The following is a 26564-nucleotide window of genomic DNA, read 5'->3' on the forward strand; positions in this document are numbered from 1 at the left end:
TGCGCAAGCGCCGCTGAAACTGCCAGAAGCCTGGCGGGCGGAACTCCCTCAGTGCCCCGCGCTGCTAAGCGCCCAGTCCCGCGCTGCCGCGCCCCCCGCCCCAACAGACAAAGCAAACTGAAAACTGGCCGATAATGCGCCATTACTTCTGCGGTTGGGACAATTTTCCGAAACTCGTCGGCTTTTCACCTCGTCTGTTTACAGAAAATTCAGGACAGGCAAAATAGCGTTTATTTTCTCACCGTAATTGACTATGTCTGAAGAAGCCCTGCGTCAGCAGATCCAGAACCTGAAAAAACACAACGCGCGCCTGAAGCGCATTGCGCATGATGCGCGCAATAAACTCAGCGCTGCGCTGGATGGCACCGGACTCTGCCTGTGGCAGCTGGACATTCCCAGCGGCAAACTGGTGATATTCAACCGGCGCTGGGGGGCGATGCTCGGCTTTCAGCCGAAAGAGACCAAAGCGCGGTTTGATGCCTGGCGGGAGTGCCTGCATCCGGAAGATGCTGATGAGGTGCTGCGGGCGTTTTACGACCATATCGAAGGGCGGGCACCGTGGTATGAGGCGCTGCACCGCATGATTGGCAAAAATGGCAAAATTACCTGGGTGCTGGACCGCGGTCGCGTCAGCGAGTGGGATGCGGCGGGTAATCCGCTGCGTGTGACCGGTACGCATATCGATATGACCAAAGAGAAAAATTATGAGGCTCAGCTTGCGCTGCTGGCGCATCACGATCCGCTGACGGGTCTCGCCAATCGCCATGCGCTCTCCGTTCAGTTTGCGCAGATGCATGCCGGAGGGCCGCTCTGTGTGGCGTTTATCGATCTGGACAACTTCAAACACGTCAATGATACGCTCGGTCATCGCAGCGGTGATGAAGTGCTGATCCAGCTCAGCCAGCGGATGCTGGACGCTCTGCCGCCTGTGGTGCTGGCAGGCAGGCTCGGCGGTGATGAGTTTGTGCTGCTGATGCCATTCCTGATCGACTACCCTAAAGTGCGGATTCTGGCGCAGGCGGTGCTGGAGGCGGCGCTGCAGCCGTTTGATGTCGACAACGGTCTCGCACAGATTGGCGCTTCAATCGGGGTGGCTCAGGTACGGGCAAAAGAGAGCTTTGATGATGCGCTGAAACGGGCGGACGAGGCGATGTATCAGGTGAAGCGTAACGGAAAACAGGGGATAAGGCTTGCTGCCTCCGGGCAGGAGAGACGCGACGTTTAAGTATTAAACGCATCCGCTGTCACCCCTGTTCGCGTAATGCGCCTAAACTTGTCTGCGATTATTGCTGCGGCGATCTCTGCCGGCAATAAAACTGCCTGTTATCGGCCACATACGGAGAATGAGATGAGCACCTTTCAGACTAAAGATGGCGTTACGCTCTGGTTTAAAGACTGGGGCAGCGGCCAGCCAGTGCTGTTCAGCCACGGCTGGCCGCTGGATGCGGATATGTGGGACAGCCAGCTGACTTTCCTCGCGGAGCGGGGCTATCGGGTTATCGCGTTTGACCGTCGCGGTTTTGGCCGCTCAGAGCAGCCGTGGGAAGGGTATAACTACGATACCTTCGCTGATGATATCCATGACCTGATCGAACATCTCCAGCTGGAAGAGATTACGCTGGTAGGGTTTTCAATGGGCGGAGGCGATGTCACGCGCTACATTGGCCGCTACGGCAGCGCAAAAGTAAAATCGCTGGTGCTGCTGGGTGCCGTGACGCCGGTGTTTGGCCGGAAAGCGGATCATCCGGAAGGCCCGGAACAGGCGGTCTTTGATGATATCAGGGCGGGATTACGTCAGGACCGTGCGCAGTTCATCAGCGATTTTGCCACGCCGTTTTATGGTCTGAATGCCGGACAGCAGGTTTCAGACGGGGTGCTGACCCAGACGCTCAATATCGCGTTGCTCGCTTCGCTGAAAGCGACTATCGACTGCGTTACGGCGTTTGCAGAGACGGACTTCCGGGATGATATCGCTAAAGTCGATGTGCCCACGCTGGTGATCCACGGCAGTAACGATCAGGTCGTACCCTTTGAGGCGACCGGCAAGCTGGCGCATGAGATGATTAAACATTCACAGCTGAAAGTGTATGACAATGCACCGCACGGCTTTGCTGTTACTCATCAGGATCGACTCAACGCCGACCTGCTCGCCTTTTTGCAGCAGCAGAAATAAAAAAAGGTCGCCTGCGGGCGACCTCCTCTGAACTGCAGGGCAGAGTTAATCTGCCAGCAGATGACCATACATCGTCAGCAGACGACGCGTCACGCCGTTGGTCCAGCCAAAACCGTCCTGCAGCGGATATTCGCCGCCGCCGCCCGGACGCGCCCGATCGCCGCTGATATCATATTTCTCAACCAGCTTGTGATGCAGCGAGTAGAAGTTTTTCACCGTCGTCAGCCAGTTCACCGCAATCTCAGTGGCCAGCGTCTCTTCACCGTAATGATTCAGCCCCACTACGGCCATCCACTGCAGCGGTGCCCAGGCGTTAGGCGCGTCCCACTGCTCGCCGCTCTCGACCATCGAGGTCAGCAGTCCGCCCTGCGTCAGCAGCAGCTGGCGCAGCGCAATCGCCTGCAGATGCGCCTGCTCAGGCGAAGCGAGGCCGAGGAACAGCGGTACAACCGCAGCGGCAGTAAAGGCGCCAAACCGCTCGTTGCGCCAGTCGTAGTCACGATAAACGCCTGCGGTGGTATCCCAGAGGTAACGGTTAATCGCCTGCTTGCGCGCATCCGCTTTTTTCTGCCACGCCAGCGCCGTCAGCTCTTCGCCCCGGGCGTGCGATAGCGTGGAGATCATCAGCTCCAGCTTGTAGAGAAACGCATTGAGATCGACCGGGATAAACTGCGTAGTACGGATACTCGCCAGTCGCTGCGGATCGCGTAGCCAGCGTGAAGAGTAATCCCAGCCGGATGCAGCACCGGCGCGCAGATCGCGGTAGACCTCACTGGCCGGACGGCTCGACTTGCTGGCCGTCTCCACATCTTCCACCCAGGATTCATCACGCGGTGTGTCGCGATCGTCCCAGTAGCGGTTGAGCAGAGAGCCGTCGGGCATACGCACAACGTGACGATAAGCCTGATGCGGCATCAGCTCACCTGCGCCATCCATCCAGAACTGATACTCTTTCATCAGCTGGTCAAGGTAGCGTTTGGCACCGCGAATGCCATCCTCTTCAAACAGCTCCACCATCAGGGCAAATACCGGTGGCTGCGAGCGGCTGAGATAGTAAGTACGGTTTCCGTTAGGAATATGACCGTAGTTATCGATCAGCCAGGCAAAATTGTCCGCCATATGACGCAGCAGATCGTCACGTCCGGCATCAGCCAGCCCCAGCATGCTGAAATAGGAGTCCCAGTAATAGGTTTCGCCAAAGCGGCCGCCGGGTACCACGTAAGGTTTTGGCAGCGGCAGCAGCGAGGAGTGTGGCATATGCTGCTGAGGCATTTTTGTCAGCACCGGCCACAGATCATCGATGTGCTCTTTCAGCGTTTTATCCGGATTTGAGACATAAAAGCTCTCATTTACCTGCGGCAGGTAAAAGTGCTCATGAATAAACTTTTCCAGATCGAGATCGCCCGCCCGTTTGCGGCGACGATAGCGGATAAGAATATCCAGCGGATCGAATTTAGGCGCGCAGTCGGGAAATGTTTTGCTGTCAGCAAAAATATGAGAGGTCTGAACGTGTTCAAACATCTCCAGATAGCGATCGGCAGGCGTCAGCGCATCCGGTGCCGGCAGTCCCTGAATCAGCTCAGGTTCTGGCTCCGAATCCTCTGCGCCTTCACGCACGAACTCATGAGGATCGTATTGATACTCCAGATCAGCATGGGCTTCGTGTTCCCCGAACACATGGCGTGGCTGGTGGTTAGTATTAATAACGGCCTCCTGAAATTCCTGGTTGCTCAAAAGACAAATTATAGAGGGTTCGCGGTTGCAGACAACAATGCGAAATATCTATGAACGTAATAAATATTGTCGATGGATCGCCGTTTTTGCCTTTTTTGCAATATTAACAACGGCCTGTATTTAAAGATATTTAAGGTGTTTCTTAAATATACCTTCAGAAAGCGCACCGGATTAATCTGCAAATAAGAAAATCGCCAATTTCAGGCGCCGTTCTCCCTTTTTTCTTGATCAATTTATGCGGTTGTTTTCTGCACCCGGTGCGCGACTTACGCGTTACAGCCATCCGGGTGTCTGTACATCCGGAATCTGCACAGACCTCGCCGCGGTAAATTTTTTGCCAGATGAGCAGGCGCTAAGCGAAAACGTTATTAATTACCTTTCGCTATAAACAGGTTTTTTTTAATTTTAATTTAACTAAAAAACGGCCGTGCAATAATTTTTACACTGCGCTGGCGCAAACATCAGGCTGCCGTTTTGGTTGTTACCGTAATTAACAATCAAATGAACTGCTTAAAGAAGTAATCTCTTTTACAGCCGCTAAGCTTAATAACAACATTGTCACAATAGAGCAGGATAATTAACCTTAACTCAGTGATTTTAAACAGATAGTTTCTCGCAAAAACAATGATCTTAATCAAGATTTACTGGTATAGTTTTATTCACTCCTACTTTTCCGTTTGTTCCTGCCGGTTTCTCACATTTGGCGGGAATTGATGACGGCGTAGCAGAAATTATTCTGTGCGCCATCTTTGTTAATAATAAGTAAAAATTCCGCGTAATTTTGTGGCAATGAGGTAAGCAATGTTTGGATTAGATGCTTTTCATCTGGCCAGGATACAGTTCGCGTTTACTGTCTCCTTCCATATTATCTTCCCGGCCATCACTATCGGGCTTGCCAGCTTTCTGGCAGTGCTTGAGGGGATGTGGCTGAAAACCCGTAATGAAACCTATCGCGATCTCTATCACTTCTGGTCGAAAGTGTTTGCGGTGAACTTCGGTATGGGGGTGGTCTCAGGTCTGGTTATGGCCTATCAGTTCGGGACCAACTGGAGCGGGTTTTCGCAGTTTGCCGGGAGTATTACCGGTCCGCTGCTGACCTATGAGGTGCTGACTGCCTTCTTCCTTGAGGCGGGCTTCCTCGGCGTCATGCTGTTTGGCTGGAACCGCGTCGGACCAGGCCTGCACTTCTTCGCCACCTGTATGGTCGCGTTAGGTACGCTGATCTCCACGTTCTGGATCCTCGCATCAAACAGCTGGATGCACACGCCGCAGGGCTACATCATCCAGAATGGTATTGTGGTGCCGGAAGACTGGTTCAAAATTGTGTTTAACCCCTCATTCCCTTATCGGCTGTTCCATATGTCGGTGGCGGCATTCCTTGCCAGCGCCTTCTTTGTGGGCGCGTCCGGGGCATGGCATCTGCTGCGCGGCAATGACAACCCGGCGATCCGCAAGATGTTCTCAATGGCGCTGTGGATGGCGCTGATTGTTGCTCCGATTCAGGCGATGATTGGCGATGCGCACGGCCTGAACACGCTGGAGCATCAGCCGGCAAAAATTGCTGCCATTGAAGGACACTGGGAAAACCCGCCGGGTGAAGCCACGCCGCTGATCCTGTTTGGTATTCCGGATATGGAAGAGGAGCGTACGAAGTATGCGCTGGAAATTCCTTATCTCGGCAGCCTGATCCTGACGCACAGTCTTGATAAACAGGTTCCGGCACTGAAAACCTTCCCGAAAGAGGATCGGCCTAATTCGCTGGTGATCTTCTGGTCGTTCCGCGTCATGGTGGCGATGGGGCTGCTGATGATCACGCTCGGCGTGTTCAGCCTGTGGCTGCGTTATAAACAGCGTCTTTACAGCTCACGACCGTTCCTGTGGTTTGCGCTGCTGATGGGACCATCGGGCCTGATCGCTATCCTTGCTGGCTGGTTCACCACTGAGATCGGACGTCAGCCGTGGGTGGTTTACGGCGTGCAGCGCACAATTGATGCGGTTTCAGCGCATGGCGACCTGCATATGAGTATCAGCCTGCTGGCCTTTATCCTGGTCTACTCATCGGTGTTTGGCGTGGGCTATGTCTATATGATGCGCCTGATCAAAAAAGGTCCGCACACCGGTGAAGGGAAAGATGTCCGTCACGGTGGTCCGGGTCAGGATAAGACGCCAGCGCGCCCGCTCTCTGCTGCACATGAGAGCCTGGATGCTTCGCAGGAGGGTAAATAAATGATCGATTTTTCCGTTATCTGGTTCGCCATCATCGTCTTTGCCACGCTGATGTATATCGTGATGGATGGCTTTGACCTGGGCATCGGTATTCTGTTTCCGTTTAACAAAGATGCCGTTGAGCGCGACATGATGGTTAACACCGTGGCGCCGGTCTGGGATGGTAATGAAACCTGGCTGGTGCTGGGCGGAGCAGGGCTGTATGGTGCCTTTCCGCTCGCCTATGCGGTGATCGCTGATGCACTGGCGATCCCGCTGACGGCTATGCTGATCGGCCTGATTTTCCGCGGTGTGGCGTTTGAATTTCGCTTCAAGGCGACCGAAGAGCATCGTGCATTCTGGGATAAATCGTTTATTGCCGGCTCGCTGCTGGCGACCTTCAGCCAGGGCGTGGCGGTCGGTGCGATGATCAACGGTTTCCCGGTTAAAGGACGTGAGTTTGCCGGTTCAGCTCTGGACTGGCTGGCCCCGTTCCCGCTGTTCTGCGGCGTGGGTCTGGTCGTGGCCTATGCGCTACTGGGCTGCACCTGGCTTATCATGAAAACCGAAAATGAACTGCACCGTAAAATGTCTGCGCTGGCTACGCCGCTGGTGATTGCGCTGCTGGTGATAGTCGGCATTATCAGCCTGTGGACGCCGTTTGCTCACGAAGCGATTTCGCAGCGCTGGTTCACCCGGCCAAACCTGTTCTGGTTCCTGCCGGTGCCGGTACTGGTTCTGCTCTGCTCGTGGGGGATCATGCGCGCCATCAAACGTGAGGCGCACTATTCGCCGTTCCTGCTGACGCTGGCGCTGATTTTCCTCGGCTTCTCCGGGCTTGGCATCAGCGTCTGGCCAAACATTATTCCGCCATCCGTAACTATCTGGGAAGCGGCATCGCCGCCGCAGAGCCAGGCCTTTATGCTGGTGGGCAGCCTGCTGATTATCCCGATGATTCTGGGCTATACCTTCTGGAGCTATTATGTGTTCCGCGGAAAAATCAAAGCTGACGCAGGATACCATTGAGATGCAAACGGAGGTCAGCAACATGAAACAGCACACTGAACATAAAGCGCCGCTCTGGAAGCGGGTGATGTGGCTGGTGATCATCTATGGTGCAAGCGTGCTGGCACTCGGCGTGGTGGCATCCCTGTTTCGTATGATGATGACCGCGGCAGGTATGCGTTCGCATTAATATCTGTCTGTAGCAGAGCGGCACAGCACAGCGTGCCGCTCGCCTTGCGTTAAAAAAAGTTAGTAACCTAAGCAATTAGTGCGCCGCCCTGAGCGGATCCTTTACTCTTCCTTACGTTGGTTAGGCGATTTTGTTATATTTATGTGACAAATAACGCATTAACGCGCGCTTTCCTGACTCATTCAATTAGAACCATGCTTAGCCTGAACCTGAAAAAGCAGTATATCTCTGACCTGGTTGACTGGATTGAAGCCAACCTGACCGATGAGCTTAATATCGATCTTATCACCCTGAAATCAGGCTATTCCAAATGGCATATGCAGCGCATGTTCAAGGAGATGACCGGCCAGACGCTGGCCTCCTACACGCGCAAACGCCGTCTGACTTTATCCGCTATGGCGCTTCGCTTAACCAGCATGCCGCTGATCGACATCGCCGTACGTTTTGGCTTCGACAATCAGCAAAATTTTACCCGCGTGTTCAAAAGCCATTTCTCGCTGACGCCTGGCGCCTATCGTCGTATTCCGGAAATGCGCATGAAAGCTTTTCACAGCCGCATCTCTGCGCCGCGCCCGTGGGTTAAAACACGGCTCGCCGAGAAGCCGGAAATTCGTCTGAGTGGAGAGGTGGTGGAGTGGGAGTGCCGCTTTGGCGAATATATTGACCATCACAATCATATCGTGGCGCAGCATACACGCGACTTTATCGCCTTTGCCGGACAGCACGCCACGCGCGGCTGGCTCGGTTTTCAGTTCAGTCCCGGCGTGAGCTCGCTCGATCAGCAGCATATCAGCCTGTTTCAGGCGCTGGAGAGTGAGCACGCTGACGTTCTGCCGCAGCATGTGCAGAACTGGACCGGCGAGAGCGGGCTGTATGCAGAGATCGACTGGCATGGCGCGCCGGAAGAGATCAACGCCTTCACCGCCGAGATTTACTACAACCATCTGCCCGCGCTCGGCGTGGCGCGTCGGCCCGGTAAAGATCTGCTCAGGCTCGATTTGAAATACAGTACGCCGCAGCTGCTGCAGGGCACCTTTCATATTCCGGTAGCACTGGAATAATCAGCAAATTGTGCGGCTAAATGTGACAAACCGCACAATTTTATAAACCCTGCGCCGGTAGCGGCGTAAAATTCTGCTCCGAAGCCTGACCTGCCGCGCCATGTGCTGGCAGCGCAGCATCAGGCTGGATGGCTCTCTGCATTCCCGATCCGCTCCGGATCTTTAAATGAAACCCTAAATTATCATGCGACTTTACCCGTTGTTCTTGTCCGCGGCGCTTGCCGTTTTTTCATCGCTGGCCGGTGCGCAAATGGCTGAGCCATTTTCACCCCCCGGTGGCCTGCATCCGCACCAGCAGCGCTGTGCTCAGCAGGAAATTGTGGGTGATAACGCACTGCCTCAGTATGAAAACAGTGAGAACGTTTCTCTCTGCTGTAGCGATCTGCACGCCTGACACCTGCCGCCGCTCTCCGCTAATGCGGCAACCGCATTTTTCGACATTGTTTCCCGGCGCGGTCACCGCTATCGTTTCGCAACGTAATGAGAATTATTTACATTAATTTAGCGTGGCGGCACAGGCGGAGTGCGCTGCTGCCGCTGCCGGGAGAAGTGAATTGTCACAGAAAAAGAGTCGTGCACCGCAGCGAGTGCGTAATGAGCTGCGCTTTCGTCATCTGACGGTAGCCAGCAAAACCCGTGTTGCCGGCGTCTTCTGGCGCATTGTATTTACCGGGGCCGATCTGGCAGGCTTTCATTCCCCCTCGTTTGACGATCACATCAAAGTCTTTTTTCCCTCCGGGCCGGGCTGCGATGTTGCGCTGCCGCAGCTGAGTGAAGAGGGCATCGTCTGGCCTGAGGGCGTGCGTCCCGCCGCGCGTGACTACACGCCGCTGGCGTTTAACGGCGTCGACTCTCTGACGCTCGATTTCTATATGCATGATGACGGAGTGGCGAGCGGCTGGGCAGCTGCGGCTAAGCCTGGCGACCGGATCGCGATGGGCGGGCCGCGCGGCTCCTGCATTATGCCGGTGGATTACGCCTGCCAGGTGTATGTCTGCGATGAAACCGGGCTGCCTGCTTTTAAGCGGCGCTATGCGGAGCTGCAGGCGCAGCACGTTCACCTGCTGGCGTTTACGGATGCCGCTATCGGACATGACTATCTGGGAGAGATGGAGGGCGTTACCGTTCACTGGCTGGGCAGCAACCGTATGGCGGCCACTACGCCAGCGCAGCTGACGGCAGAACTGGCTGCCATCGATTTTACCGGCGATGACTATTTTGTCTGGCTGACCGGAGAAGGCAATGCGGTGAAACAGCTCAGCGACTATTTTACGCAGCAGCGCGGCGCGGATACGGACTTTGTCCGCGCCGTCGCCTACTGGCATCAAAAGTCACCTGAAAAGTAAGCAGCGGCAGATATCCCGCTGCCGGCGAGCGGCGCTAGCGCCGTTTGTCGGCATGGCCCAGTGAGCGATCCGGCCAGCAGTAGTCGCGCACGCGCTGTTTCAGCGTGACCGCATCCGGAAAACCGCCGTCGCGTTTGCGCTCCCAGATAACCTGACCATCCACGCTGATCTCAAAGACGCCGCCGGTACCAGGCTGCAGCGTGACCGCGCTGAGATCGTCGCTGAACGTTTGCAGCAGCTCCTGAGCCATCCACGCTGAACGCAGCATCCAGTTGCACTGGGTGCAGTAGTGCAGGGTAATCGCGGGCTTAGACATCGTTAACTCCCTGACGGCAATCCACTATCAGCCGGCCGCGCACGTTGCCCGCCAGAAGCTGTTCGGCACCTTCCTGCGCTTCGCTGAGCGGAATGATGCGGGTTATCTGCTGCAGCAGCGCGCTGTCGGCCTGTTCTGCCAGCCGCTGCCACACCTGCTGGCGCAGCGCCTGCGGACACATAACGCTATCGATACCGGTCAGCGTGACGCCGCGCAGAATAAAGGGGGCCACGCTGCCCGGCAGATCCAGTCCCTGCGCCATTCCGCACGCGGCCACCACGCCGTCGCGCCGCATCCCTGCCAGCACGTTGGCCAGCGTATGGCTGCCTACGGTATCAATGGCGGCAGCCCAGCGCTCTTTTGCCAGCGGTTTACCCGGTTCGCTGAGTTCAGCACGATCGATTACCGCTGTGGCGCCCAGCGTATTGCACAGGTAGTCGCGCTCAGCTGCGCGTCCGCTGGCGGCGACCACCTCATATCCCAGGCGTGCCAGCAGGCTCACCGCAAAACTGCCTACGCCGCCGCTGGCTCCCGTTACCAGCACCGGGCCGTGCTGCGGGGTGATGCCCTGTTTTTCCAGCGCCATCACGCAGAGCATCGCGGTAAAGCCGGCGGTGCCTATCGCCATCGTCTGCTGCGGACTGAGCGCATCCGGCACGCTGACCAGCCAGTCGCCGGAGACGCTGGCTTTCTGCGCCAGTCCTCCCCAGTGCTTTTCACCCACGCCCCAGCCGGTCAGCAGCGCCAGATCGTTCTGCTGCCACGCCGGATGGCGGCTGTGGGTCACGCGGCCCACAAAGTCGATGCCTGGCACCATGGGAAACTGGCGTACGATCGGCCCTTTGTTGCAGATGGCGAGCGCATCTTTGTAATTCAGCGTGGAGTAGCTGATATCGAGGATAACATCCCGATCGGGAAGCTGTTGCTCGGAGAGATCCTGCAGGGAGGTGCGATACCCCTGTGCATCATTTTCAATGACTAATGCTTTGAACATGCCGCCTCCGGCGATAGGAAGTGTGCAGCCAATAGTACCCCTGATTGTGAGCGGCAGCAAAAAATGCCATTATCGCGACCGGCGGGTGTCCTGCACCGGTCACGCCGTTCCTTTCTGTGCCACTGGCACCCACTCATCCTGTTATGCCGGGGATTTGAGTTATGAACCCATTGAAAATAGCCGCCAGCGTCGCAATTGCGCCGGGCCTGAGCCTGAATACCACCCGCGATGTCGTGACGCTCGACACGACCGACTTTACTGACGTTGCCGCGGTGGTGCTCTCACTGGCGGATACGCGCAGCGGCGTACTGATGCTGCTGCGCCAGACCGGATTTAACCTGCCGGTATTTGTGGCTAACGCGTTTGATACCGCAGTGCTGGATCTGCCTGGCGTGACCGGAGAAATCAACGGCGCAGCTGAAGAGTGGCAGGCGCTGGAGCAGGCTGCGCAGCAGTATGAGGCCGCACTGCTGCCGCCTTTCTTTGATACCCTGACGCGCTACGTCGATATGCAGAACAGCACCTTCGCCTGCCCGGGCCATCAGGGCGGGGCGTTTTTCCGCCGCCATCCCGCCGGGCGGCAGTTTTATGAATTTTACGGTGAAAACCTGTTCCGCTCTGATATGTGTAATGCAGATGTCCGGCTGGGCGATCTGCTAATCCATGAAGGCTCGGCGAAAGATGCGCAAAAGTTTGCAGCCCGCGTTTTTAACGCCGACAAAACCTATTTTGTGCTGAACGGAACATCAAGCGCTAATAAAGTCGTCACCAATGCGCTGCTGACGCGCGGCGACCTGGTTCTGTTCGATCGCAATAACCATAAATCCAACCATCACGGCGCGCTGCTGCAGGCGGGCGCCACGCCAGTCTACCTGGAGGCGGCACGTAATCCGTTTGGCCTGATTGGCGGCATCGACGCACACTGTTTCGATGAAAGCTATCTGCGGGCAGAGATCGCAAAGGTTAACCCTGAACGCGCCAGGCAGGCGCGGCCATTCCGGCTGGCGATTATCCAGCTCGGCACCTATGACGGCACCGTTTACAACGCGCGTCAGGTGGTGGACCGCATCGGTCATCTGTGCGACTACATTCTGTTTGACTCCGCGTGGCTCGGCTATGAACAGTTTATTCCGCTGATGGCAGCGGGTTCACCGCTGACGCTTACCCTGACGGAAGACGATCCGGGGATCTTTGTCACCCAGTCAGTACACAAACAGCTGGCGGGCTTTTCGCAGACCTCACAGATCCATAAAAAGGATAATCATATCCGTGGTCAGCAGCGCTTTTGCCCGCATAAGCGGCTGAACAACGCCTTTATGCTGCACGCCTCAACCAGCCCGTTTTATCCGCTGTTTGCCGCGCTGGATATCAACGCGCGTATGCACCAGGGCGAGGCAGGACGCAGCCTGTGGCACAACTGCGTCATACAGGGCATTGATGCGCGTAAAGCGATCCTGCAGCGCTGCACCATGATTAAACCGTTTCTGCCTGCTCAGGTACACGGCGCGCCGTGGCAGCAGGCAGACAGCGCCGCTATTGCCCGCGATCCGGCTTACTTTAGCTTTGAGCCCGACGCAGAGTGGCACGGCTTCAGCGGCTATGCGCCGGGCCAGTATCAGATTGACCCCTGCAAGCTGCTGCTTACCACGCCGGGCATCGACGCACGCAGCGGCGCGTACAGCGACTTTGGCATTCCGGCCACCATACTGGCGAACTATCTGCGTGAGAACGGCATCGTGCCGGAGAAGTGCGATCTCAACTCCATTCTGTTCCTGCTGACGCCGGCAGAAAGCGCGGAGAAGATGGCGCATCTGGTGGCGATGCTGGAGCAGTTTGAACAGCAGGTGCGCGAAGATACGCCGCTGGCGGAAGTGCTGCCGAGCCTGTATCGCAAGCATGCGGAGCGCTATCGCGGCTATACGCTGCGCCGCCTCTGTCAGGAGATGCACGATCTCTACGTCAGTTTTGCCGTTAAAGATCTGCAGAAAGCGATGTTCCGCGCTGACTGTTTCCCGCCGGTAGCGGTCAATCCGCAGGATGCGCATCAGGCTTATATCCGCGGTGAAGTGGAGCTGGTGCCGGTCGCAGAAGCGGAAGGGCGCATCGCGGCGGAAGGGGCACTACCTTATCCACCGGGCGTGCTGTGCGTCGTGCCCGGCGAGGTGTGGGGCGGGGCGGTACAGCGCTACTTCCTCGCGCTGGAAGCGGGCATCAACCAGCTGCCGGGCTTTTCACCGGAGCTGCAGGGTGTTTATATCGCGGAACAGAGCAGCGGCTATAAGCAGCTGGTGGCGAATATGCTGACCTGAGCGTATCGCGCCCTGACCCGATCGGGCAGGGCGCGACAATCCGGCGCATTTAATAGCGGTGATAGCTGCGCTGCGCCTGGTTAACTTTATAGAGATAACGACGCGACTCGGCAGAAGGATGGCGGCTGGTCAGCGTCTGGTAGACATCGGCTGGCGACATATCGTTGATCAGCGAAAATGCTCGGTCTTTATCGCTGGAGAAGACGCGCAGTACGCTGCCGGCACCGCCGTTATACGCGGTGATCACCGCATAGCGACGCGAAGTGGGATCCTGAATGCCGCCCAGATAGCTTTTCTGCAGCAGCGACAGATAAGCCGTACCGGCATCGATGTTGTTTTCCGGGTCCAGCAGATAACTGCGGCTCGGCTTGCCCCATTTACCTTTCATGCGGAAGACGTCAACGCCGGCAGTATGCTGCACCACCTGCATCAGCCCCAGCGCATCAGCGTGGCTGACCGCATAGGGGTTAAAGCTCGATTCGGTCTGCATAATCGCCAGAATCAGTGAGGCATCGACACCATACTGCTCAGCAGATTTGCGCACCATCGGCAGATACTTATGTGCACGCTTGTCGAGATGGTTCGGCACCATCGGAATGGTTACCGACCATATCACATGCAGCCCGGCGGTGCGTTTTTGCAGTTTGTTCTGGATCAGGTAGTCCGCAAAGCTGGCGGCGCGCCCCTGCCAGCGGATTGGCTGCCCGGTATTATCCAGCACCTGGCCATACAGCAGCGGCTCTTTACTGATCTTAATATCGTTGGCGTCAGAGTAGAGATCGACATTGCCCGGTTCGTCGCCGATCAGCAGGGTGGTGACGATCGCCTGGCGCAGGCTGGCCATGGGATCGGTACCGGAGATGGTCTCAATGGTGATACTACCCTTGTCGAAGTTGATGTGACTGCGGGTGTAGTAGCTGTCACTGTACTTCACATAATCTTTCGGCCCGGCGATAAGGACTTCATTAATGCCCCAGATATTTTCAATATTGGCGGCAAACTGTCCCATCAGAATGTCAAAGCCGTTGGTATCTTTAACCCACTCTTCGTGATACTGCGATTTTTTTTGTCCGGAGCAGGAGATTAATAGCGGCGCGATCGCCAGCAGGGCTATCAGTTTTTTATTCATCGTGAATCTGTGCCTGACTCAAAAAAGCGGGCCTCAAAGGAAGGCCCGGAACGGTTATTTTTCTGGCGGGGTAAAACCTTCGATATGCACATCTTTGCCTTCAAACAGGAAATTGACCATCTCCTTTTCCAGCACTTTGCGATCTTCCGGATTCATCATGTTGAGCTTTTTCTCGTTGATCAACATGGTCTGTTTCGACATCCACTGCTGCCAGGCTTCTTTAGAAATCTCATTATAGATGCGCTTGCCCAGCTCGCCGGGATAGAGCTGAAAGTCCTGGCCTTCAGCGTCACGTTGCAGATAGGTACAAAAAATGGTGCGGCTCATTACTCTTCCTCTTCGATCGCGCGCGATGACAGTGACAGCTGCTGCGGATGGCGTAATTCATGCAGTAAACGCTCTACCGGGGCAGCAAGGCCCACTGACGGTGGTTGCGCTAAGTTATACCAGAGACCGCCCGCTTCATCCATCAGCGACCCGGCGGATGGCTCTGCCAGCCACATCGGCACAATATCCAGATGGAAATGGCTAAAGGTGTGGCGAAATGCCGTCAGCTGCTGCAGATTGCCGCTAATACCGTGCTGTGTCAGCCACTCCCGCAGTGCATCCTCGCTGCTAAACTGCGGAAAGCAGTAAAGGCCGCCCCACAGTCCCGTGGGCGGGCGCTGCGCCAGCCAGACATTATCGCCATTCTGCATCAGTAAAAACCAGCCGCTGCGCACCGGCAGAGTGACTTTGGGCTTTTTACCCGGATAGTCAGCCCAGCTCTGGCTGGCATACGCTTCACAGCCGCTATTAAGCGGGCAGATTTCACACTTTGGTCGCGAGCGGGTGCAGACCAGCGCGCCGAGATCCATCATCGCCTGATTAAACTGGCTGACACCCTGCGCTGGCGTCACTGCTTCGCTGATCTGCCACAGCTGCTTTTCGACCTCTTTTTTGCCAGGCCAGCCGCCTATGGCGTAGCAGCGTGCCAGCACGCGTTTGACGTTGCCATCCAGAATCGGAAAATGCAGGCCAAGCGACAGTGAAAGGATCGCCCCGGCGGTCGAGCGACCCACGCCCGGCAGGGCAGCAATTGCCGTGAAGTCCGGCGGGAACTCACCGCCGTGCTGATCCACGACCTGTTTAGCCGCTTTATGCAGGTTGCGCGCCCGCGCATAGTAGCCGAGGCCGGTCCAGAGATGCAGCACTTCATCCAGCGGCGCGGCAGCAAGATCGCGCACGGTGGGGAAGCGCGCCATAAAACGTTCAAAATAGGGAATAACCGTGGCAACCTGCGTCTGCTGCAGCATGACCTCTGAAAGCCACACTTTGTAGGGCGTCTTTTCCAGCTGCCACGGCAGCGTTTTACGGCCAAAGCGGTCATACCACTTCAGCACCTGTTGCGCGAATTGCGACGCCTGCATCATATGAAGGAAATTTTCCGTGTTTACTCTACAATCAGGCAGGAATTGCAGCACAGAGCATCAGGGGTGTAAACCGGAAGATTGCAAAGGCTTGCTTCTGACCTTTAACTTTGCATAATGCCCGTTTCCCCGAACAGGCTAACCAGCAGGCTTCAACATGATAAATGACGTCATCACTCCGGAATTTGATGAAAACGGGCGGCCGCTGCGCCGTATCCGCAGCTTCGTACGCCGCCAGGGGCGGTTAACGAAAGGCCAACAGCTCGCGCTGGATCAATACTGGCCGGTGATGGGCGTTGAGTATCAGCCCGCGCCGCTGGACATGACCGCGCTGTTCGGGCGCGACGCACCGCTGGTGCTGGAGATCGGTTTTGGTATGGGCGCCTCGCTGGTCACCATGGCGCAAAATAATCCGCAGCAGAACTTCCTGGGCATTGAAGTGCATGCGCCGGGCGTGGGTGCCTGCCTGGCATCTGCGAAGGAAGCGGGCGTAGAGAATCTGCGGGTCATGTGCCATGACGCGGTAGAAGTGCTGGAGCATATGATCCCGGATAACTCTCTGCGCATGGTGCAGCTTTTCTTCCCGGATCCGTGGCACAAAGCGCGTCACAATAAACGCCGTATCGTGCAGGCGCCGTTTGCTGAACTGGTGCATCGTAAGCTGAAGCCTGGCGGCGTGTTTCATATGGCCACCGACTGGGAAGATTACGCGACCCATATGCTGGAGGTGATGAACAGCGTAGCGGGTTACGTTAATCAGTCAGCCACCCAGGATTACGTGCCGCGTCCTGAGACGCGTCCATTGACTAAATTTGAGCAGCGCGGGCAGCGACTGGGCCATGGCGTGTGGGATCTGATGTTTGAGAGGGTAAAATAATGGCCGTACAGCGTAGTCGTCGTTTACGTAAGAAACTGCATATTGATGAGTTTCAGGAGCTGGGTTTCTCCGTAGCATGGCGTTTTGCCGAGGGAACCACCGAAGAGCAGATTGATGCCACGCTGGATCAGTTTATCACTGAGGTGATCGATCCAAACGGTCTGGCTTATGACGGCAGTGGTTATCTGGTATGGGAAGGCCTGGTCTGCATGCAGCAGACCGGAAAGTGCACCGATGAGCATCGTGAACTGGTGCGCAAGTGGCTGGAAGGGCGTGAATTGTCTGATATCCAGATAACGGAACTCTTCGACGTCTGGTGGGACTAAGTTGTAGTGCGACATTCGGCTGCGCATGAAGGCGCGACCTGTAATGTATTGCACCAGGGGCGCATTAATGCGCCCCCTACAATGTAATTGCCATTGAAACATCACGCCGGCACGCGGAAATCTGTAGGGGCGCCATTCATGGCGCCCTGTGATGTAATTTGCCGTAGGGGCGCCATTAATGGCGTCCTGTAATGTACTGCACCAGGAGCGCATTAATGCGCCCCCTGCAATGTAATTTGCCGCAGGGGCGCCATTCATGGCGCCCGCGCCATTGGCCGCACAATACCCACCCCGCACAGCACATTCAGGAGATCTCATGATTCGTAAGGCTCTGTTCGCCGCGCTACTGCTGACGGCAGCGCAGGCACACGCTGACTACCAGTGCAGCGTTAATCCGCAGGATGATGTGGTGATCACCCCGCAAAGCGTTCAGGTTGTCGGCAGCAACGGCAATCTCACGATGACCCCACAGGGTGATGTCACCTTTAACGGCAAAACGGTTACCGTTGATAACGCGGCACGTCAGCAGGCGATTGATTACCAGAGCGCGCTGCGTCGCGATTTGCCGTGGGTCAGCAACGGCGCTAAAACGCGCCTCGAACGCGGGCGCGCCGCACTGGATAAAGTGATCGTTGAGAAACTGGGCAGCGACAGCAATGTGCGCAACCGCCTGACCACGCTGGATGGCCAGCTGAAGCAGCAGATGAATCGCATCATTGAGCAGCGCCAGGATGGCCTGACGTTCCACCACCAGGCAATAAACCAGGTGCGCGCTGACGGACAGAAGCTGGTACAGAGCACGCTGGGCGGCGTACTGCAGGATAGCCTGAATGAGATGGGCACGCAGCAGGCGACCAGCGGCAGTAATCCGCTGCAGGCGCTGATGGGCAATCTGGGTGGTCTGCAGCAGTCGATTCAGACTGAATGGAACAACCAGGAGCGCGATTTCCAGAACTTTGGCCATGAGGTCTGCAACCGGGTCATCGCGCTGGAAAACCAGCGTAAAACGCTGGTGAAGAGTATTAACTAGCAAAAAAAGAGCGGCCACCGGGCCGCTCTGATTACATAAACAGTTCCAGCAACGAATTCAGGAACAGTTTGCCTTTCTCGGTGATCTGCCACTCGCTGGCGCTCTCAGTGACATAGCCTGCGGCGATAGCCTGCTCCATCTGCGGGCGGATCGTCTGTTCATCCAGCCCGGTATAACGCTGAAACTCCGCGCGCGGCGCCGCTTCCAGCAGGCGGAACCGGTTCATAAAGAACTCAAACGGCTTATCTTCGTCCGCCACTTCATGTTGCTTATCAAGATAGTTACCCTTCATAAAGCCGCGCGGATGACGGGTTTTGACCGTCCGCACAATGCGGCCATCCGCCTGCGTCAGCTTACCGTGCGCCCCGCAGCCGATACCGAGATAATCACCGAAGCGCCAGTAGTTGAGATTGTGCTCACAGCGATAGCCCGGCTTCGCGTAGGCTGAGGTTTCATACTGCTGATAGCCGGCAGCCGTCAGCAGCTGGTGCCCCTGCTCGTAGATATCCCACAGCGCATCATCATCCGGCAGCTGCGGTGGTCGTGAGCCAAACAGCGTGTTCGGCTCAATGGTTAGCTGATACCAGGAGAGATGCGGCGGGTTAAGCGCAATTGCCTGACGGAGATCGTCCAGCGCCTCTTCCAGCGACTGGTCAGGCAGGCCATGCATCAGATCCAGATTAAAACTGCGCAGCCCGAGCGCGGCGGCCAGTTCGGCGGCGCGTTTCGCCTCCTGCGGTCCATGAATACGCCCCAGCCGCTCCAGCTTCTGCGGACTAAAACTCTGCACGCCGATGGAAATGCGATTGATCCCCGCAGCCTGATAGCCGCTGAAGCGATCGGCTTCCACCGTGCCGGGATTCGCTTCCATGGTGATCTCCGCATCAGCCGCCAGCGGCAGGCGCGCCCGTACGCCATCCATCAGCGTCTGCATCGCGTGGCTGCTCAGCAGGCTTGGCGTGCCGCCGCCAATAAAGATTGTGCGTACCTCGCGTCCGGCGGTCAGAGGCAGGTCCTGCTCAAGATCCTGCAGCAGGTGCTGCACATACTCCAGATGCGGGACTTCCCCTTTCAGCGCGTGTGAGTTGAAGTCGCAGTAGGGGCACTTCTGTACGCACCACGGAATATGGATGTAGAGGCTCAGCGGTGGTAACTCAGCCATTGCGCATCGCGTCCAGCAGCAGCGTTAACGCTTTACCCCGGTGGGAGAGGGCACGCTTATCCTCTTTGCTCAGTTCAGCGGCGGTTTTACCCGCTTCCGGTACAAAGAAGATGGGATCGTAGCCAAAGCCGCCTTCACCAGCCGCCGTACGGGTAATTTCGCCCGCCCAGCTGCCGTGAAACACCAGCGGTACCGGGTCAGCGGCGTGCCGCACATAGACCAGCACACAGTGAAACTGCGCCTGACGCGCGCCATCCGGCACATTTTCCAGCGCCAGCAGCAGCTTCTCCAGATTTTGCTGGTCGCTGGCTTCTGCGCCAGCATAGCGTGCGGAGTAGATGCCGGGCGCGCCGCCCAGCGCATCTACCGCCAGACCGGAATCATCCGCGATAGCCGGCAGGCCGGTTATCTGCGCCGCGTGACGCGCTTTAAGCAGCGCATTTTCAATGAAGGTCAGACCGGTCTCTTCGGCTGACTCCACGCCAAGCTCCGTTTGCGCCACGATATCCAGCCCGAAATCAGCGAGCAGATCGGCCAGTTCGCGAACTTTGCCCGGATTACCGGTTGCGAGAACAACTTTTTGCATAACAGTTCCAGATTAACAAATTACAGCAGATACCAGAGACCCGGGAACAGGTCCATGCCAAGGAAATTCAGCGCATAGAGCACCAGAATGACAATCATGGCGGAGAAGTCGATACCGCCCATAGCGGGCAGCATACGGCGAATAGGTGCCATCAGCGGTTCGGTAAGCTGTATCAGCACGTGATCCAGCGGCCCGCGTCCCTGACTGATCCAGCTCATCAGCGAGCGGATAATAATGACCCAGAACACCAGATTACCGGCTGACTTCAGCAGCGACAGCAGTCCTACCAGCAGATTGGTGGGATCAACCGAGAAAGCGCCGACCTGAATCAGCAGCAGAATCGGATACTTCAGCGTGGTCAGCACAAACGCCAGCAGCAGCGAGGCGGTATCGATGGGGCCGATAGCGGGCAGCACGCGACGCAGCGGTTTGATCACCGGCTGCGTAATCTTCACCACAAACTGCGCCAGCGGATTGTAGAAGTCGCAGCGTGACCACTGCATCCAGATACGCAGCAGCAGTACCATGACGTAGAGATCGATCAGCGTTTTGACTAAAAACGTCAGTGTTAACATGGAGTTCCTCAGTTATTGTTGTGAAGGTCGCGCATAATCCCGCGCGCCAAACAGGGCGGTGCCAATTCTTACCATAGTGCTGCCGGCCGCGATTGCCGCTTCCATATCGTCGCTCATGCCCAGTGAAAGCGTATCAATGGCGGGATAGTCGCGCTGCAGCGCATGAAACGCACTGGCCATCTGCTGGCAGACGGCCAGCTGGCGTGCATAATCCTGCTCGGGAGCCGGAATCGCCATCAGGCCGCGCAGGCTCAGGCGGGGCAGGGCGGCGATAGCCGCGGCCAGCGCCGGAACAGCCTCCAGCATGATGCCAGATTTACTGTTTTCGTCACTGATATTTACCTGAATTAACACGTTCAGCGGCGGCAGGTGCGCCGGACGCTGGTCGTTAAGCCGCTGCGCAATACGCAGGCGATCAACGGTATGACACCAGGCAAAATGTTCTGCGACCAGACGGCTTTTATTGGATTGCAGCGGACCGATAAAGTGCCACTGCAGATCGCCTTCCGTCATCAGCGCCGCGATCTTTTCCACCCCTTCCTGCACGTAGTTTTCGCCAAACGCGCGCTGCCCGGCGGCAACCGCTTCTGCGACAGCGCTCGCAGGTTTGGTTTTGCTTACTGCAAGCAACGTAATCTCTTCTGGCGCCCGGCCGCAACGCACGGCAGCGGCAGCGATACGCTCGCGTACCTGATGTAAGTTGTGCTCAATGGAAGTCATAGTCAGGAGAAATAAATGGATTTAGATGAAATTGTGGCCCTTAGTGTAAAGCATAACGCCGCCGATCTGCACCTGTGCAGCGGACATTTACCGCACTGGCGGCGGCAGGGCGTGCTGGAGCCGGTGCCGCAGCAGCCGCCGCTGTCATCTGCGTGGCTGGAGAGGTTTGCTACGCGGTTTCTCAGCGCTGCGCAGCAGTCGGAGCTTGACGTCACCGGACAGGCGGACTTTGCCCTGACGCTCAGCAGCGGCGTACGGCTGCGTGCCAATCTTTTCACCCAGCGGCACGGATTATCACTGGCGCTGCGGCTGATTGCGCAGACGATCCCGCCGCTGGCGCAGCTGCGCCTGCCGCCTGCCGTGCAGCAGCTCCTGCAGCTGCAGGAGGGACTGGTTCTGATTAGCGGCGCAACCGGCAGCGGCAAGTCGACGACGCTGGCTGCACTGGTACAGGCGCTGAACCAGCAGCAGGCGCGGCATATCATCACTCTGGAGGATCCGATCGAGTTTGTGCACCGGAGTCAGCGTTCGCTGATTCAGCAGCGTGAAGTGGGGACGCACTGCCTCTCTTTTCAGCACGGGCTGAAAGCGGCGCTGCGTGAAGATCCCGACGTTATTCTGCTGGGTGAACTGCGCGACAGTGAGACGATCCGTTTAGCCCTGACCGCCGCTGAGACCGGACATCTGGTGCTCGCTACGCTGCATACCCGCAGCGCGGCGCAGGCGGTTGATCGTCTGGTTGATGTCTTTCCGGCCGAAGAGAAAAACCTGGTGCGCACGCAGCTGGCGGGCAGCCTGAAAGCGGTAGTGGCGCAGCGGCTGGCGGCGGCGAAAGCGGGCGGACGTGTTGCGCTGTATGAGGTGCTGATCGCCACGCCTGCGGTAGCCAGCCTGATCCGTGAAGGCAAAGGACATCAGCTGCCGGGCGTGCTGCAGACCGGTGCGCAGCATGGCATGCAGACCTTTGCGCAAAGTGAACAGGCACGCCGCGCGGAGGGCATTATTGACCAGGCAAGCGGATAGCGGAGCTGAAGCAGCACTGATGCTGCAGCTGTGCGCCCGGTCAGCTCCCGGCATCGGCTACACCTGCTGACCGGAGTGCGCTTTATCGCGTTTACGCTGCTTGCAGCGTCAGTGGGTTTCGAACCAGTCCTGCAAAATAATCACGGCCGACTGTGAGTCTACCTGTCCTTTCTGCAGTGCACGAAAGCCGCCGCGCTTAAAGAGATCGGCGCGCGCCTCAACGGTACTCAGGCGCTCATCCTGCAGCTCAACGCGTACGCCAAAGCGGCCGTGCAGGCGATTGGCAAATTTGCGTGCGCGGGCAGTCAGCGGCTGTTCGGTGCCGTCCATATTCAGCGGCAGGCCGACCACCACGTAGTCAGGCTGCCACTCCTTCAGCAGTTTCTCAATCAGGTTCCAGTCTGGCGTGCCTTCCTGAGCTTTCAGCGCTGTCAGCGGACGTGCGGTGCCGGTGAGCTGCTGACCCACGGCAACACCGATGCTTTTGGTGCCAAAATCAAAGCCGAGCAGCGTTGCATTCTGCATCAGGCGTGTCCCGCATCGCTGGTCATGTTATGAATATCGACACCCATGCTGCGGGCGGCTTCGCGCCAGCGTCCGGCAATCGGCGTCTGGAACAAAATTTGCGTGTCGGCCGGGGTCGTAAGCCAGGCGTTCTCCAGCAGCTCGTTCTCCAGCTGATCTTTTTCCCAGGCGCAGTAGCCGAGTGCGACCAGCACATTCTCCGGCTGCTGAGCAGTGCCGATCGCTTCCAGCACATCGCGCGAGGTAGTAATCACGGTGTTGTCTGAGATGCGAATACTGGAGGCATAAGTATGCTGCGCAGAGTGCAGAATAAAACCGCGATCTTCCGCCAGCGGGCCGCCGGCAAACACCGGTTTATCGAGCTTAATCGCCGGATCGCGCTCTGACGGAGTGATTTTTAGCTTCTTCAGAATACCCTCTACCGTCAGGTTCTCCATCGGTTTATTAATAATCAAACCCATCGCACCCTCTTCATTATGCTCGCAGATATAGACAACAGAGCGTTTGAACAGAGGATCCTGCAGAGAGGGCATCGCTATCAAAAAATGATGCTGTAAATTCATTGTCACTCATTTACCGAAGAGAACCGGCGCCAGTGCGGCAGCGCCGGTATCAAAGGGGTTAGGGAGTTTGCACTCCGGCTGCGTCCTCAGCCCAGACGTTTTTCGATCGCGTCCATCAGCATTCCGGTAACTGAAATCGGGAACGCCGCTTCAATTTCCCGTACGCAGGTTGGGCTGGTGACATTCACTTCAGTAAGTTTATCACCGATGATATCCAGGCCAACAAAAATCAGCCCCTTCGCTTTCAGCGTGGGACCGACACGCCGTGCAATTTCCCAGTCGCTGTCAGAAAGCGGGCGCGCTTCGCCGCGACCACCGGCTGCAAGATTGCCGCGCGTTTCGCCGCCCTGTGGAATACGCGCCAGGCAGTAAGGCACCGGCTCGCCATCGACGACCAGGACGCGCTTATCGCCCTCTTTAATCGCCGGCAGATAATTTTGCGCCATGCAGAAGAACTGGCCATGGTTGGTCAGGGTTTCTGTGATCACGCCGAAGTTTGCGTCATCCTGCTTAACGCGGAAAATGGATGCGCCACCCATACCGTCAAGCGGCTTCAGAATGACATCACCATGTTCCTGCCAGAAAGCGCGCAGCTGCTCTTTATTACGCGTGACCAGCGTATCCGGCGTCAGATCTGCAAACCATGCAGTATAGAGCTTTTCGTTACAATCGCGCAGGCTCTGCGGTTTGTTCACAATCAGCGTACCCTGCTCCTCAGCCCGCTCCAGCAGATAGGTCGCGTAAATAAACTCGGTGTCAAAAGGTGGATCTTTACGCATCAGCACAACGTTGAGATCGGCCAGCGGGATAGTCTGCTCGCTGCCAAACTCATACCACTGCGAAGCATTCTGCTCCACGCTCAGCAGACGCGTACGGGCGTAGGTCACGCCGCCGCGCAGAGAGAGGTCGCCCATCTCCATGTAATGAATTTCGTAGCCACGACGCTGTGCCTCCAGCAACATGGCGAAGCTGGTGTCTTTTTTAATATTGATAGACGAAATCGGGTCCATCACAATGCCAAGCTTAATCATTATTCTCTCCTCAGAGGGGATATCAGCGACGTCCTTCCATGCGAAAGCGTCGTGCTGTGTAGTAGTCTGCGTCTCTTTTACGGCCCGAATTATCCCTTAACCGAGATCGCCAAACCTCACCTGAAGTGCCGTTATAGCGGTGAGGGCAGTGGTTTCCGTGCGCAGCACGCGCGGCCCCAGTAATATATCCGTAAAGCCCTGCTGCGCCGTCATGGCGATCTCCTCAGCAGATAATCCCCCTTCAGGGCCAATCAGCAGCCGCACCCGCTCAACCGGGTGCGGCAGGGTGTTGATGCTGTGGCTGGCGCGTGGATGAAGATTCAGCCTGATGCCCTCATCAGCTTCGGCACACCAGGCTTCCAGCGTCATCGCGTCACGAATCAGCGGTACGCGGTTGCGGCCACACTGCTCGCAGGCGGCGATAGCAATCTTCTGCCACTGCTGGATCTTCTTTGCCAGCCTTTCTGCATCCAGCTTCACGCCGCAGCGCTCAGAAAACAAGGGCGTAATCACGTTTACGCCCAGCTCTATCGATTTCTGGATGGTGAATTCCATTTTTTCACCACGCGACATCACCTGACCCAGATGTAAATGCAAGGGGGATTCCCGGTCATCAGGCTGACCGCTAAGAACCCTTACTTTTACACGCTTTTTATCCGCCTGGGTGATTTCGGCGTTAAAAGTCAGATTAGTGCCATCAAACAGTTCAAGCATCTGCCCGGCGCCCATGCGCAGCACGCGGCCAACGTGGTTAGCCGCGTCATCTTCAAGAAAGATTTCACTGTCAACAGAGAGCGGTTCGGGGTGATAAATGCGGGGTATACGCATGCGGTTCCTGCCAGCGTTATTGCCGCATCCCGTGATGCGGCGCAAAAATAATAAGCTAGTTTAGGGTAGCGCTTTTAGCGCTGGCAAGCGCGCTGTACATACGGGTTGTGATTTCCCTGTACCTGAGCAATACGACTGTCGCGCTCGCACTCCCAGACGCTGACCGGATAGAGCTTGTCCCAGGCGCTGAACAGCTGAGTCTGCTGGCGGGAGAGGCGCAGCTGATAGCGATCGCGCATGTAAAAGTAGGTGCGTGCAATGGCACCGCGCGCGCGGGCAGGCGGTTCAGCCAGCTTCTGTTTGAAGTCGACTTTCATCGCGCACTGCCCGTAAGGCTGCTCCCCGCCGTTCCACTGGCTGTACTGGAAATTATTGCGATCGCCGTTAACCTCGCCGATAGCGGGCTGAAGATTATGCAGATCGCTCTCTATACGGCGATATACCGGATCTTTGGCGCAGTTTTTTCGTCCTCCCTCCTGCCAACACTGGCGCTGATGGCCAAATTCCCACGCCGGAACCACATGTTCCCACTCAATGCGCCCGGCGCGGTTGGCGTTTTTTCGTACGCTATAGCCGCAGCTTTTAAGATCGGGCACGCCTTTTTTTCCCTGCCAGTTGATCGTGCAGCCGCAGTAGAAATCGGGCGCATCCGCGTTAATTTGCGATGCGACCACTTTTGCCTGGCGAAAATTATTCTGATGAAACGAAGAGAAGCTGAGGCTGTACGCGCTAAGCGGTGCCAGCAGCAGAGGAAGAAGTAACAGAGTTTTGCGAGACATATTCCAGAAATTTACCCGATACCCAAAAAAGTGCGGCAGGGTAGCAGAATGACCGGAGCGGGGAAATGGGATTAGCGCGCTATATGCTGCTGAATTCGCCGGGCTGCAGCAGTGAACCACAGCGAACGCAGCGATATTCACTCTCCCCGCGCAGCACGCGATTATGCCGGCGCACGGTAAGCTGATGCTGCTGACAGCTGCAGCGATAGGTGAAGGTATTAGTGCGCACCGAATTCAGGGCAAACTGATGCGTACGGCGTGCCGGCACGCCGAGCACCGTCTCCATCATCCACTTCCACTCTTTGCCATGCGGCGCAACGCGCCCGAAGCGCTTCCACACCAGCAGATGCGCCAGCTCATGCGGCACAACTTCGTCGGTGAACGCCTGCAGATTCTCCTGCAGCAGCACCGGATTCAGCCGGATCTCCCACTTCTCCAGCCAGGCGGTACCTGCGGCAGTGCCGCGCTGCTGGTAGAGCAGTGCGGGTTCATCAAAGCTGCATTCAAGGCGCTGTGCGGCGAGCTGCAAAAAGTGCCGCAGCGATCGCATGACCGCCTGCTGACAGGCGACAGGTACGCGGGTCGTTTTCATGGCGGGCAGCATACCATACGCTGCGCTGGCGCGGCAGCGGGCAGTCGCGCCCATAAAAAAGGGCCGCCCGCAGGCA

At 56.9% G+C, this 26564-nt stretch carries 29 protein-coding genes; 13 read left to right on the forward strand and 16 right to left on the reverse strand.

The window, feature by feature from the left end; translation table 11 throughout:
* The first annotated feature begins 253 nt into the window (after positions 1-253).
* Entirely contained in the window at positions 254-1225 is a 972-nt protein-coding gene (locus tag DBY66_RS16810) for a sensor domain-containing diguanylate cyclase (protein ID WP_108570337.1), read from the forward strand.
* Positions 1226-1348: 123 nt separating this feature from the next.
* Positions 1349-2173, forward strand: a complete 825-nt coding sequence (locus DBY66_RS16815) for an alpha/beta hydrolase (RefSeq protein ID WP_071668595.1) — start codon at positions 1349-1351, stop codon at positions 2171-2173.
* Positions 2174-2218: 45 nt separating this feature from the next.
* Here the strand turns inward: DBY66_RS16815 and treF are convergent, their stop codons facing one another.
* Positions 2219-3877: an alpha,alpha-trehalase TreF gene (gene treF, locus DBY66_RS16820; protein WP_071668598.1), complete on the reverse strand. Its 1659-nt coding sequence runs from the start codon at positions 3875-3877 to the stop codon at positions 2219-2221.
* 831 nt (positions 3878-4708) lie between these two features.
* Here treF and DBY66_RS16825 point away from each other — a divergent pair.
* The 6 genes from DBY66_RS16825 (at position 4709) to DBY66_RS16850 (ending at position 9714) form a co-directional block, all read left to right on the forward strand.
* Positions 4709-6133, forward strand: a complete 1425-nt coding sequence (locus DBY66_RS16825; RefSeq protein ID WP_039380115.1) for a cytochrome ubiquinol oxidase subunit I — start codon at positions 4709-4711, stop codon at positions 6131-6133.
* Positions 6134-7138, forward strand: coding sequence for a cytochrome d ubiquinol oxidase subunit II (gene cydB / locus DBY66_RS16830; RefSeq protein ID WP_039380114.1), 1005 nt, complete (start codon positions 6134-6136; stop codon positions 7136-7138).
* 1 nt (position 7139) lies between these two features.
* The gene (locus DBY66_RS16835) at positions 7140-7307 is read left to right on the forward strand and encodes a DUF2474 domain-containing protein (protein WP_065648369.1); all 168 of its coding nucleotides are present in this window, start codon (positions 7140-7142) and stop codon (positions 7305-7307) included.
* Positions 7308-7501: 194 nt separating this feature from the next.
* Entirely contained in the window at positions 7502-8368 is an 867-nt protein-coding gene (locus DBY66_RS16840) for a helix-turn-helix domain-containing protein (protein WP_039380113.1), read from the forward strand.
* Positions 8369-8618: 250 nt separating this feature from the next.
* Positions 8619-8762 (forward strand): cytochrome P450, encoded by a 144-nt coding sequence (locus tag DBY66_RS16845; protein ID WP_223811773.1) that lies wholly within the window; start codon positions 8619-8621, stop codon positions 8760-8762.
* A 160-nt stretch (positions 8763-8922) separates the two neighbouring features.
* Positions 8923-9714 carry a siderophore-interacting protein gene (locus tag DBY66_RS16850; RefSeq protein ID WP_108570340.1) on the forward strand — a complete coding sequence of 264 codons (792 nt, stop codon included), beginning with the start codon at positions 8923-8925 and terminating at the stop codon, positions 9712-9714.
* Positions 9715-9748: 34 nt separating this feature from the next.
* Here the strand turns inward: DBY66_RS16850 and DBY66_RS16855 are convergent, their stop codons facing one another.
* On the reverse strand, positions 9749-10030 hold the full coding sequence (locus tag DBY66_RS16855) for a SelT/SelW/SelH family protein (RefSeq protein WP_039380110.1): 282 nt from the start codon (positions 10028-10030) through the stop codon (positions 9749-9751).
* A complete protein-coding gene (locus DBY66_RS16860) occupies positions 10023-11024 on the reverse strand; it encodes an MDR family oxidoreductase (RefSeq protein ID WP_104085451.1) in 1002 nt (333 codons plus the stop codon). The genes DBY66_RS16855 and DBY66_RS16860 overlap by 8 nt, the downstream gene beginning before the upstream one ends.
* Positions 11025-11185: 161 nt before the next feature.
* Here DBY66_RS16860 and DBY66_RS16865 point away from each other — a divergent pair, with 161 nt between their 5' ends.
* Positions 11186-13333: an ornithine decarboxylase gene (locus DBY66_RS16865; protein ID WP_108570341.1), complete on the forward strand. Its 2148-nt coding sequence runs from the start codon at positions 11186-11188 to the stop codon at positions 13331-13333.
* A 49-nt stretch (positions 13334-13382) separates the two neighbouring features.
* Here DBY66_RS16865 and mltC read toward each other — a convergent pair whose 3' ends face one another.
* From mltC to mutY, 3 genes are read right to left on the reverse strand one after another with little or no spacing between them, the layout of a single operon-like run.
* Positions 13383-14462, reverse strand: a complete 1080-nt coding sequence (gene mltC, locus DBY66_RS16870; RefSeq protein ID WP_108570342.1) for a membrane-bound lytic murein transglycosylase MltC — start codon at positions 14460-14462, stop codon at positions 13383-13385.
* A 54-nt stretch (positions 14463-14516) separates the two neighbouring features.
* The gene (locus tag DBY66_RS16875; RefSeq protein WP_039380106.1) at positions 14517-14789 is read right to left on the reverse strand and encodes an oxidative damage protection protein; all 273 of its coding nucleotides are present in this window, start codon (positions 14787-14789) and stop codon (positions 14517-14519) included.
* Positions 14789-15874 carry an A/G-specific adenine glycosylase gene (mutY, locus tag DBY66_RS16880; protein WP_039380105.1) on the reverse strand — a complete coding sequence of 362 codons (1086 nt, stop codon included), beginning with the start codon at positions 15872-15874 and terminating at the stop codon, positions 14789-14791. The genes DBY66_RS16875 and mutY overlap by 1 nt, the downstream gene beginning before the upstream one ends.
* A 154-nt stretch (positions 15875-16028) precedes the next feature.
* Here mutY and trmB point away from each other — a divergent pair, with 154 nt between their 5' ends.
* The 3 genes from trmB to DBY66_RS16895 all read left to right on the forward strand — a co-directional run bounded on the left by trmB (position 16029) and on the right by DBY66_RS16895 (position 18104).
* Positions 16029-16748 carry a tRNA (guanosine(46)-N7)-methyltransferase TrmB gene (gene trmB / locus DBY66_RS16885; RefSeq protein WP_108570343.1) on the forward strand — a complete coding sequence of 240 codons (720 nt, stop codon included), beginning with the start codon at positions 16029-16031 and terminating at the stop codon, positions 16746-16748.
* The gene (locus DBY66_RS16890; RefSeq protein WP_071668591.1) at positions 16748-17074 is read left to right on the forward strand and encodes a YggL family protein; all 327 of its coding nucleotides are present in this window, start codon (positions 16748-16750) and stop codon (positions 17072-17074) included. The genes trmB and DBY66_RS16890 overlap by 1 nt, the downstream gene beginning before the upstream one ends.
* A gap of 316 nt (positions 17075-17390) precedes the next feature.
* Entirely contained in the window at positions 17391-18104 is a 714-nt protein-coding gene (locus tag DBY66_RS16895; RefSeq protein WP_094111533.1) for a DUF2884 domain-containing protein, read from the forward strand.
* A 31-nt stretch (positions 18105-18135) separates the two neighbouring features.
* Here DBY66_RS16895 and hemW read toward each other — a convergent pair whose 3' ends face one another.
* The 4 genes from hemW to DBY66_RS16915 are packed head-to-tail and all read right to left on the reverse strand — an operon-like array spanning position 18136 to position 21147.
* A complete protein-coding gene (gene hemW / locus DBY66_RS16900; RefSeq protein ID WP_071668589.1) occupies positions 18136-19266 on the reverse strand; it encodes a radical SAM family heme chaperone HemW in 1131 nt (376 codons plus the stop codon).
* Positions 19259-19852, reverse strand: coding sequence for an RdgB/HAM1 family non-canonical purine NTP pyrophosphatase (gene rdgB, locus DBY66_RS16905; RefSeq protein ID WP_104085455.1), 594 nt, complete (start codon positions 19850-19852; stop codon positions 19259-19261). The genes hemW and rdgB overlap by 8 nt, the downstream gene beginning before the upstream one ends.
* A 20-nt stretch (positions 19853-19872) precedes the next feature.
* Positions 19873-20427 (reverse strand): YggT family protein, encoded by a 555-nt coding sequence (locus tag DBY66_RS16910; protein ID WP_039380096.1) that lies wholly within the window; start codon positions 20425-20427, stop codon positions 19873-19875.
* 12 nt (positions 20428-20439) lie between these two features.
* On the reverse strand, positions 20440-21147 hold the full coding sequence (locus DBY66_RS16915; RefSeq protein ID WP_039380094.1) for a YggS family pyridoxal phosphate-dependent enzyme: 708 nt from the start codon (positions 21145-21147) through the stop codon (positions 20440-20442).
* Between the two features lie 15 nt (positions 21148-21162).
* Here DBY66_RS16915 and DBY66_RS16920 point away from each other — a divergent pair, with 15 nt between their 5' ends.
* Positions 21163-22170, forward strand: coding sequence for a type IV pilus twitching motility protein PilT (locus DBY66_RS16920; RefSeq protein WP_108570344.1), 1008 nt, complete (start codon positions 21163-21165; stop codon positions 22168-22170).
* Positions 22171-22278: 108 nt separating this feature from the next.
* On the opposite strand, the gene ruvX is transcribed toward DBY66_RS16920, so the two are convergent.
* The 6 genes from ruvX to DBY66_RS16950 all read right to left on the reverse strand — a co-directional run bounded on the left by ruvX (position 22279) and on the right by DBY66_RS16950 (position 26488).
* Positions 22279-22695: a Holliday junction resolvase RuvX gene (ruvX, locus tag DBY66_RS16925; protein ID WP_039380089.1), complete on the reverse strand. Its 417-nt coding sequence runs from the start codon at positions 22693-22695 to the stop codon at positions 22279-22281.
* The gene (locus tag DBY66_RS16930; RefSeq protein ID WP_039380087.1) at positions 22695-23258 is read right to left on the reverse strand and encodes a YqgE/AlgH family protein; all 564 of its coding nucleotides are present in this window, start codon (positions 23256-23258) and stop codon (positions 22695-22697) included. Before DBY66_RS16930 ends, ruvX begins: the two co-directional genes overlap by 1 nt.
* An 86-nt stretch (positions 23259-23344) precedes the next feature.
* Positions 23345-24289 (reverse strand): glutathione synthase, encoded by a 945-nt coding sequence (gene gshB / locus DBY66_RS16935; protein ID WP_039380084.1) that lies wholly within the window; start codon positions 24287-24289, stop codon positions 23345-23347.
* Between the two features lie 96 nt (positions 24290-24385).
* Entirely contained in the window at positions 24386-25117 is a 732-nt protein-coding gene (rsmE, locus tag DBY66_RS16940) for a 16S rRNA (uracil(1498)-N(3))-methyltransferase (RefSeq protein ID WP_108570345.1), read from the reverse strand.
* Between the two features lie 74 nt (positions 25118-25191).
* A complete protein-coding gene (gene endA, locus DBY66_RS16945) occupies positions 25192-25896 on the reverse strand; it encodes a deoxyribonuclease I (RefSeq protein WP_108570346.1) in 705 nt (234 codons plus the stop codon).
* A gap of 79 nt (positions 25897-25975) precedes the next feature.
* Positions 25976-26488, reverse strand: coding sequence for a SprT family zinc-dependent metalloprotease (locus DBY66_RS16950; protein WP_146745190.1), 513 nt, complete (start codon positions 26486-26488; stop codon positions 25976-25978).
* Between the last annotated feature and the right edge of the window lie 76 nt (positions 26489-26564).

This window comes from Pantoea sp. RIT413 (genome assembly GCF_003057675.2).
Classification (GTDB): Bacteria; Pseudomonadota; Gammaproteobacteria; order Enterobacterales; family Enterobacteriaceae; genus Pantoea; species Pantoea eucrina.

Bases quoted from the DNA above. Each gene is read 5' to 3' on its own strand.
- DBY66_RS16810 (WP_108570337.1), top strand. From the start codon at position 254: ATGTCTGAAGAAGCCCTGCGTCAGCAGATCCAGAACCTGAAAAAACAC.
- DBY66_RS16815 (WP_071668595.1), top strand. From the start codon at position 1,349: ATGAGCACCTTTCAGACTAAAGATGGCGTTACGCTCTGGTTTAAAGAC.
- DBY66_RS16825 (WP_039380115.1), top strand. From the start codon at position 4,709: ATGTTTGGATTAGATGCTTTTCATCTGGCCAGGATACAGTTCGCGTTT.
- cydB (WP_039380114.1), top strand. From the start codon at position 6,134: ATGATCGATTTTTCCGTTATCTGGTTCGCCATCATCGTCTTTGCCACG.
- DBY66_RS16835 (WP_065648369.1), top strand. From the start codon at position 7,140: ATGCAAACGGAGGTCAGCAACATGAAACAGCACACTGAACATAAAGCG.
- DBY66_RS16840 (WP_039380113.1), top strand. From the start codon at position 7,502: ATGCTTAGCCTGAACCTGAAAAAGCAGTATATCTCTGACCTGGTTGAC.
- DBY66_RS16845 (WP_223811773.1), top strand. From the start codon at position 8,619: ATGGCTGAGCCATTTTCACCCCCCGGTGGCCTGCATCCGCACCAGCAG.
- DBY66_RS16855 (WP_039380110.1), bottom strand. From the start codon at position 10,030: ATGTCTAAGCCCGCGATTACCCTGCACTACTGCACCCAGTGCAACTGG.
- DBY66_RS16860 (WP_104085451.1), bottom strand. From the start codon at position 11,024: ATGTTCAAAGCATTAGTCATTGAAAATGATGCACAGGGGTATCGCACC.
- DBY66_RS16865 (WP_108570341.1), top strand. From the start codon at position 11,186: ATGAACCCATTGAAAATAGCCGCCAGCGTCGCAATTGCGCCGGGCCTG.
- mltC (WP_108570342.1), bottom strand. From the start codon at position 14,462: ATGAATAAAAAACTGATAGCCCTGCTGGCGATCGCGCCGCTATTAATC.
- DBY66_RS16875 (WP_039380106.1), bottom strand. From the start codon at position 14,789: ATGAGCCGCACCATTTTTTGTACCTATCTGCAACGTGACGCTGAAGGC.
- mutY (WP_039380105.1), bottom strand. From the start codon at position 15,874: ATGATGCAGGCGTCGCAATTCGCGCAACAGGTGCTGAAGTGGTATGAC.
- trmB (WP_108570343.1), top strand. From the start codon at position 16,029: ATGATAAATGACGTCATCACTCCGGAATTTGATGAAAACGGGCGGCCG.
- DBY66_RS16890 (WP_071668591.1), top strand. From the start codon at position 16,748: ATGGCCGTACAGCGTAGTCGTCGTTTACGTAAGAAACTGCATATTGAT.
- DBY66_RS16895 (WP_094111533.1), top strand. From the start codon at position 17,391: ATGATTCGTAAGGCTCTGTTCGCCGCGCTACTGCTGACGGCAGCGCAG.
- hemW (WP_071668589.1), bottom strand. From the start codon at position 19,266: ATGGCTGAGTTACCACCGCTGAGCCTCTACATCCATATTCCGTGGTGC.
- rdgB (WP_104085455.1), bottom strand. From the start codon at position 19,852: ATGCAAAAAGTTGTTCTCGCAACCGGTAATCCGGGCAAAGTTCGCGAA.
- DBY66_RS16910 (WP_039380096.1), bottom strand. From the start codon at position 20,427: ATGTTAACACTGACGTTTTTAGTCAAAACGCTGATCGATCTCTACGTC.
- DBY66_RS16915 (WP_039380094.1), bottom strand. From the start codon at position 21,147: ATGACTTCCATTGAGCACAACTTACATCAGGTACGCGAGCGTATCGCT.
- DBY66_RS16920 (WP_108570344.1), top strand. From the start codon at position 21,163: ATGGATTTAGATGAAATTGTGGCCCTTAGTGTAAAGCATAACGCCGCC.
- ruvX (WP_039380089.1), bottom strand. From the start codon at position 22,695: ATGCAGAATGCAACGCTGCTCGGCTTTGATTTTGGCACCAAAAGCATC.
- DBY66_RS16930 (WP_039380087.1), bottom strand. From the start codon at position 23,258: ATGAATTTACAGCATCATTTTTTGATAGCGATGCCCTCTCTGCAGGAT.
- gshB (WP_039380084.1), bottom strand. From the start codon at position 24,289: ATGATTAAGCTTGGCATTGTGATGGACCCGATTTCGTCTATCAATATT.
- rsmE (WP_108570345.1), bottom strand. From the start codon at position 25,117: ATGCGTATACCCCGCATTTATCACCCCGAACCGCTCTCTGTTGACAGT.
- endA (WP_108570346.1), bottom strand. From the start codon at position 25,896: ATGTCTCGCAAAACTCTGTTACTTCTTCCTCTGCTGCTGGCACCGCTT.
- DBY66_RS16950 (WP_146745190.1), bottom strand. From the start codon at position 26,488: ATGAAAACGACCCGCGTACCTGTCGCCTGTCAGCAGGCGGTCATGCGA.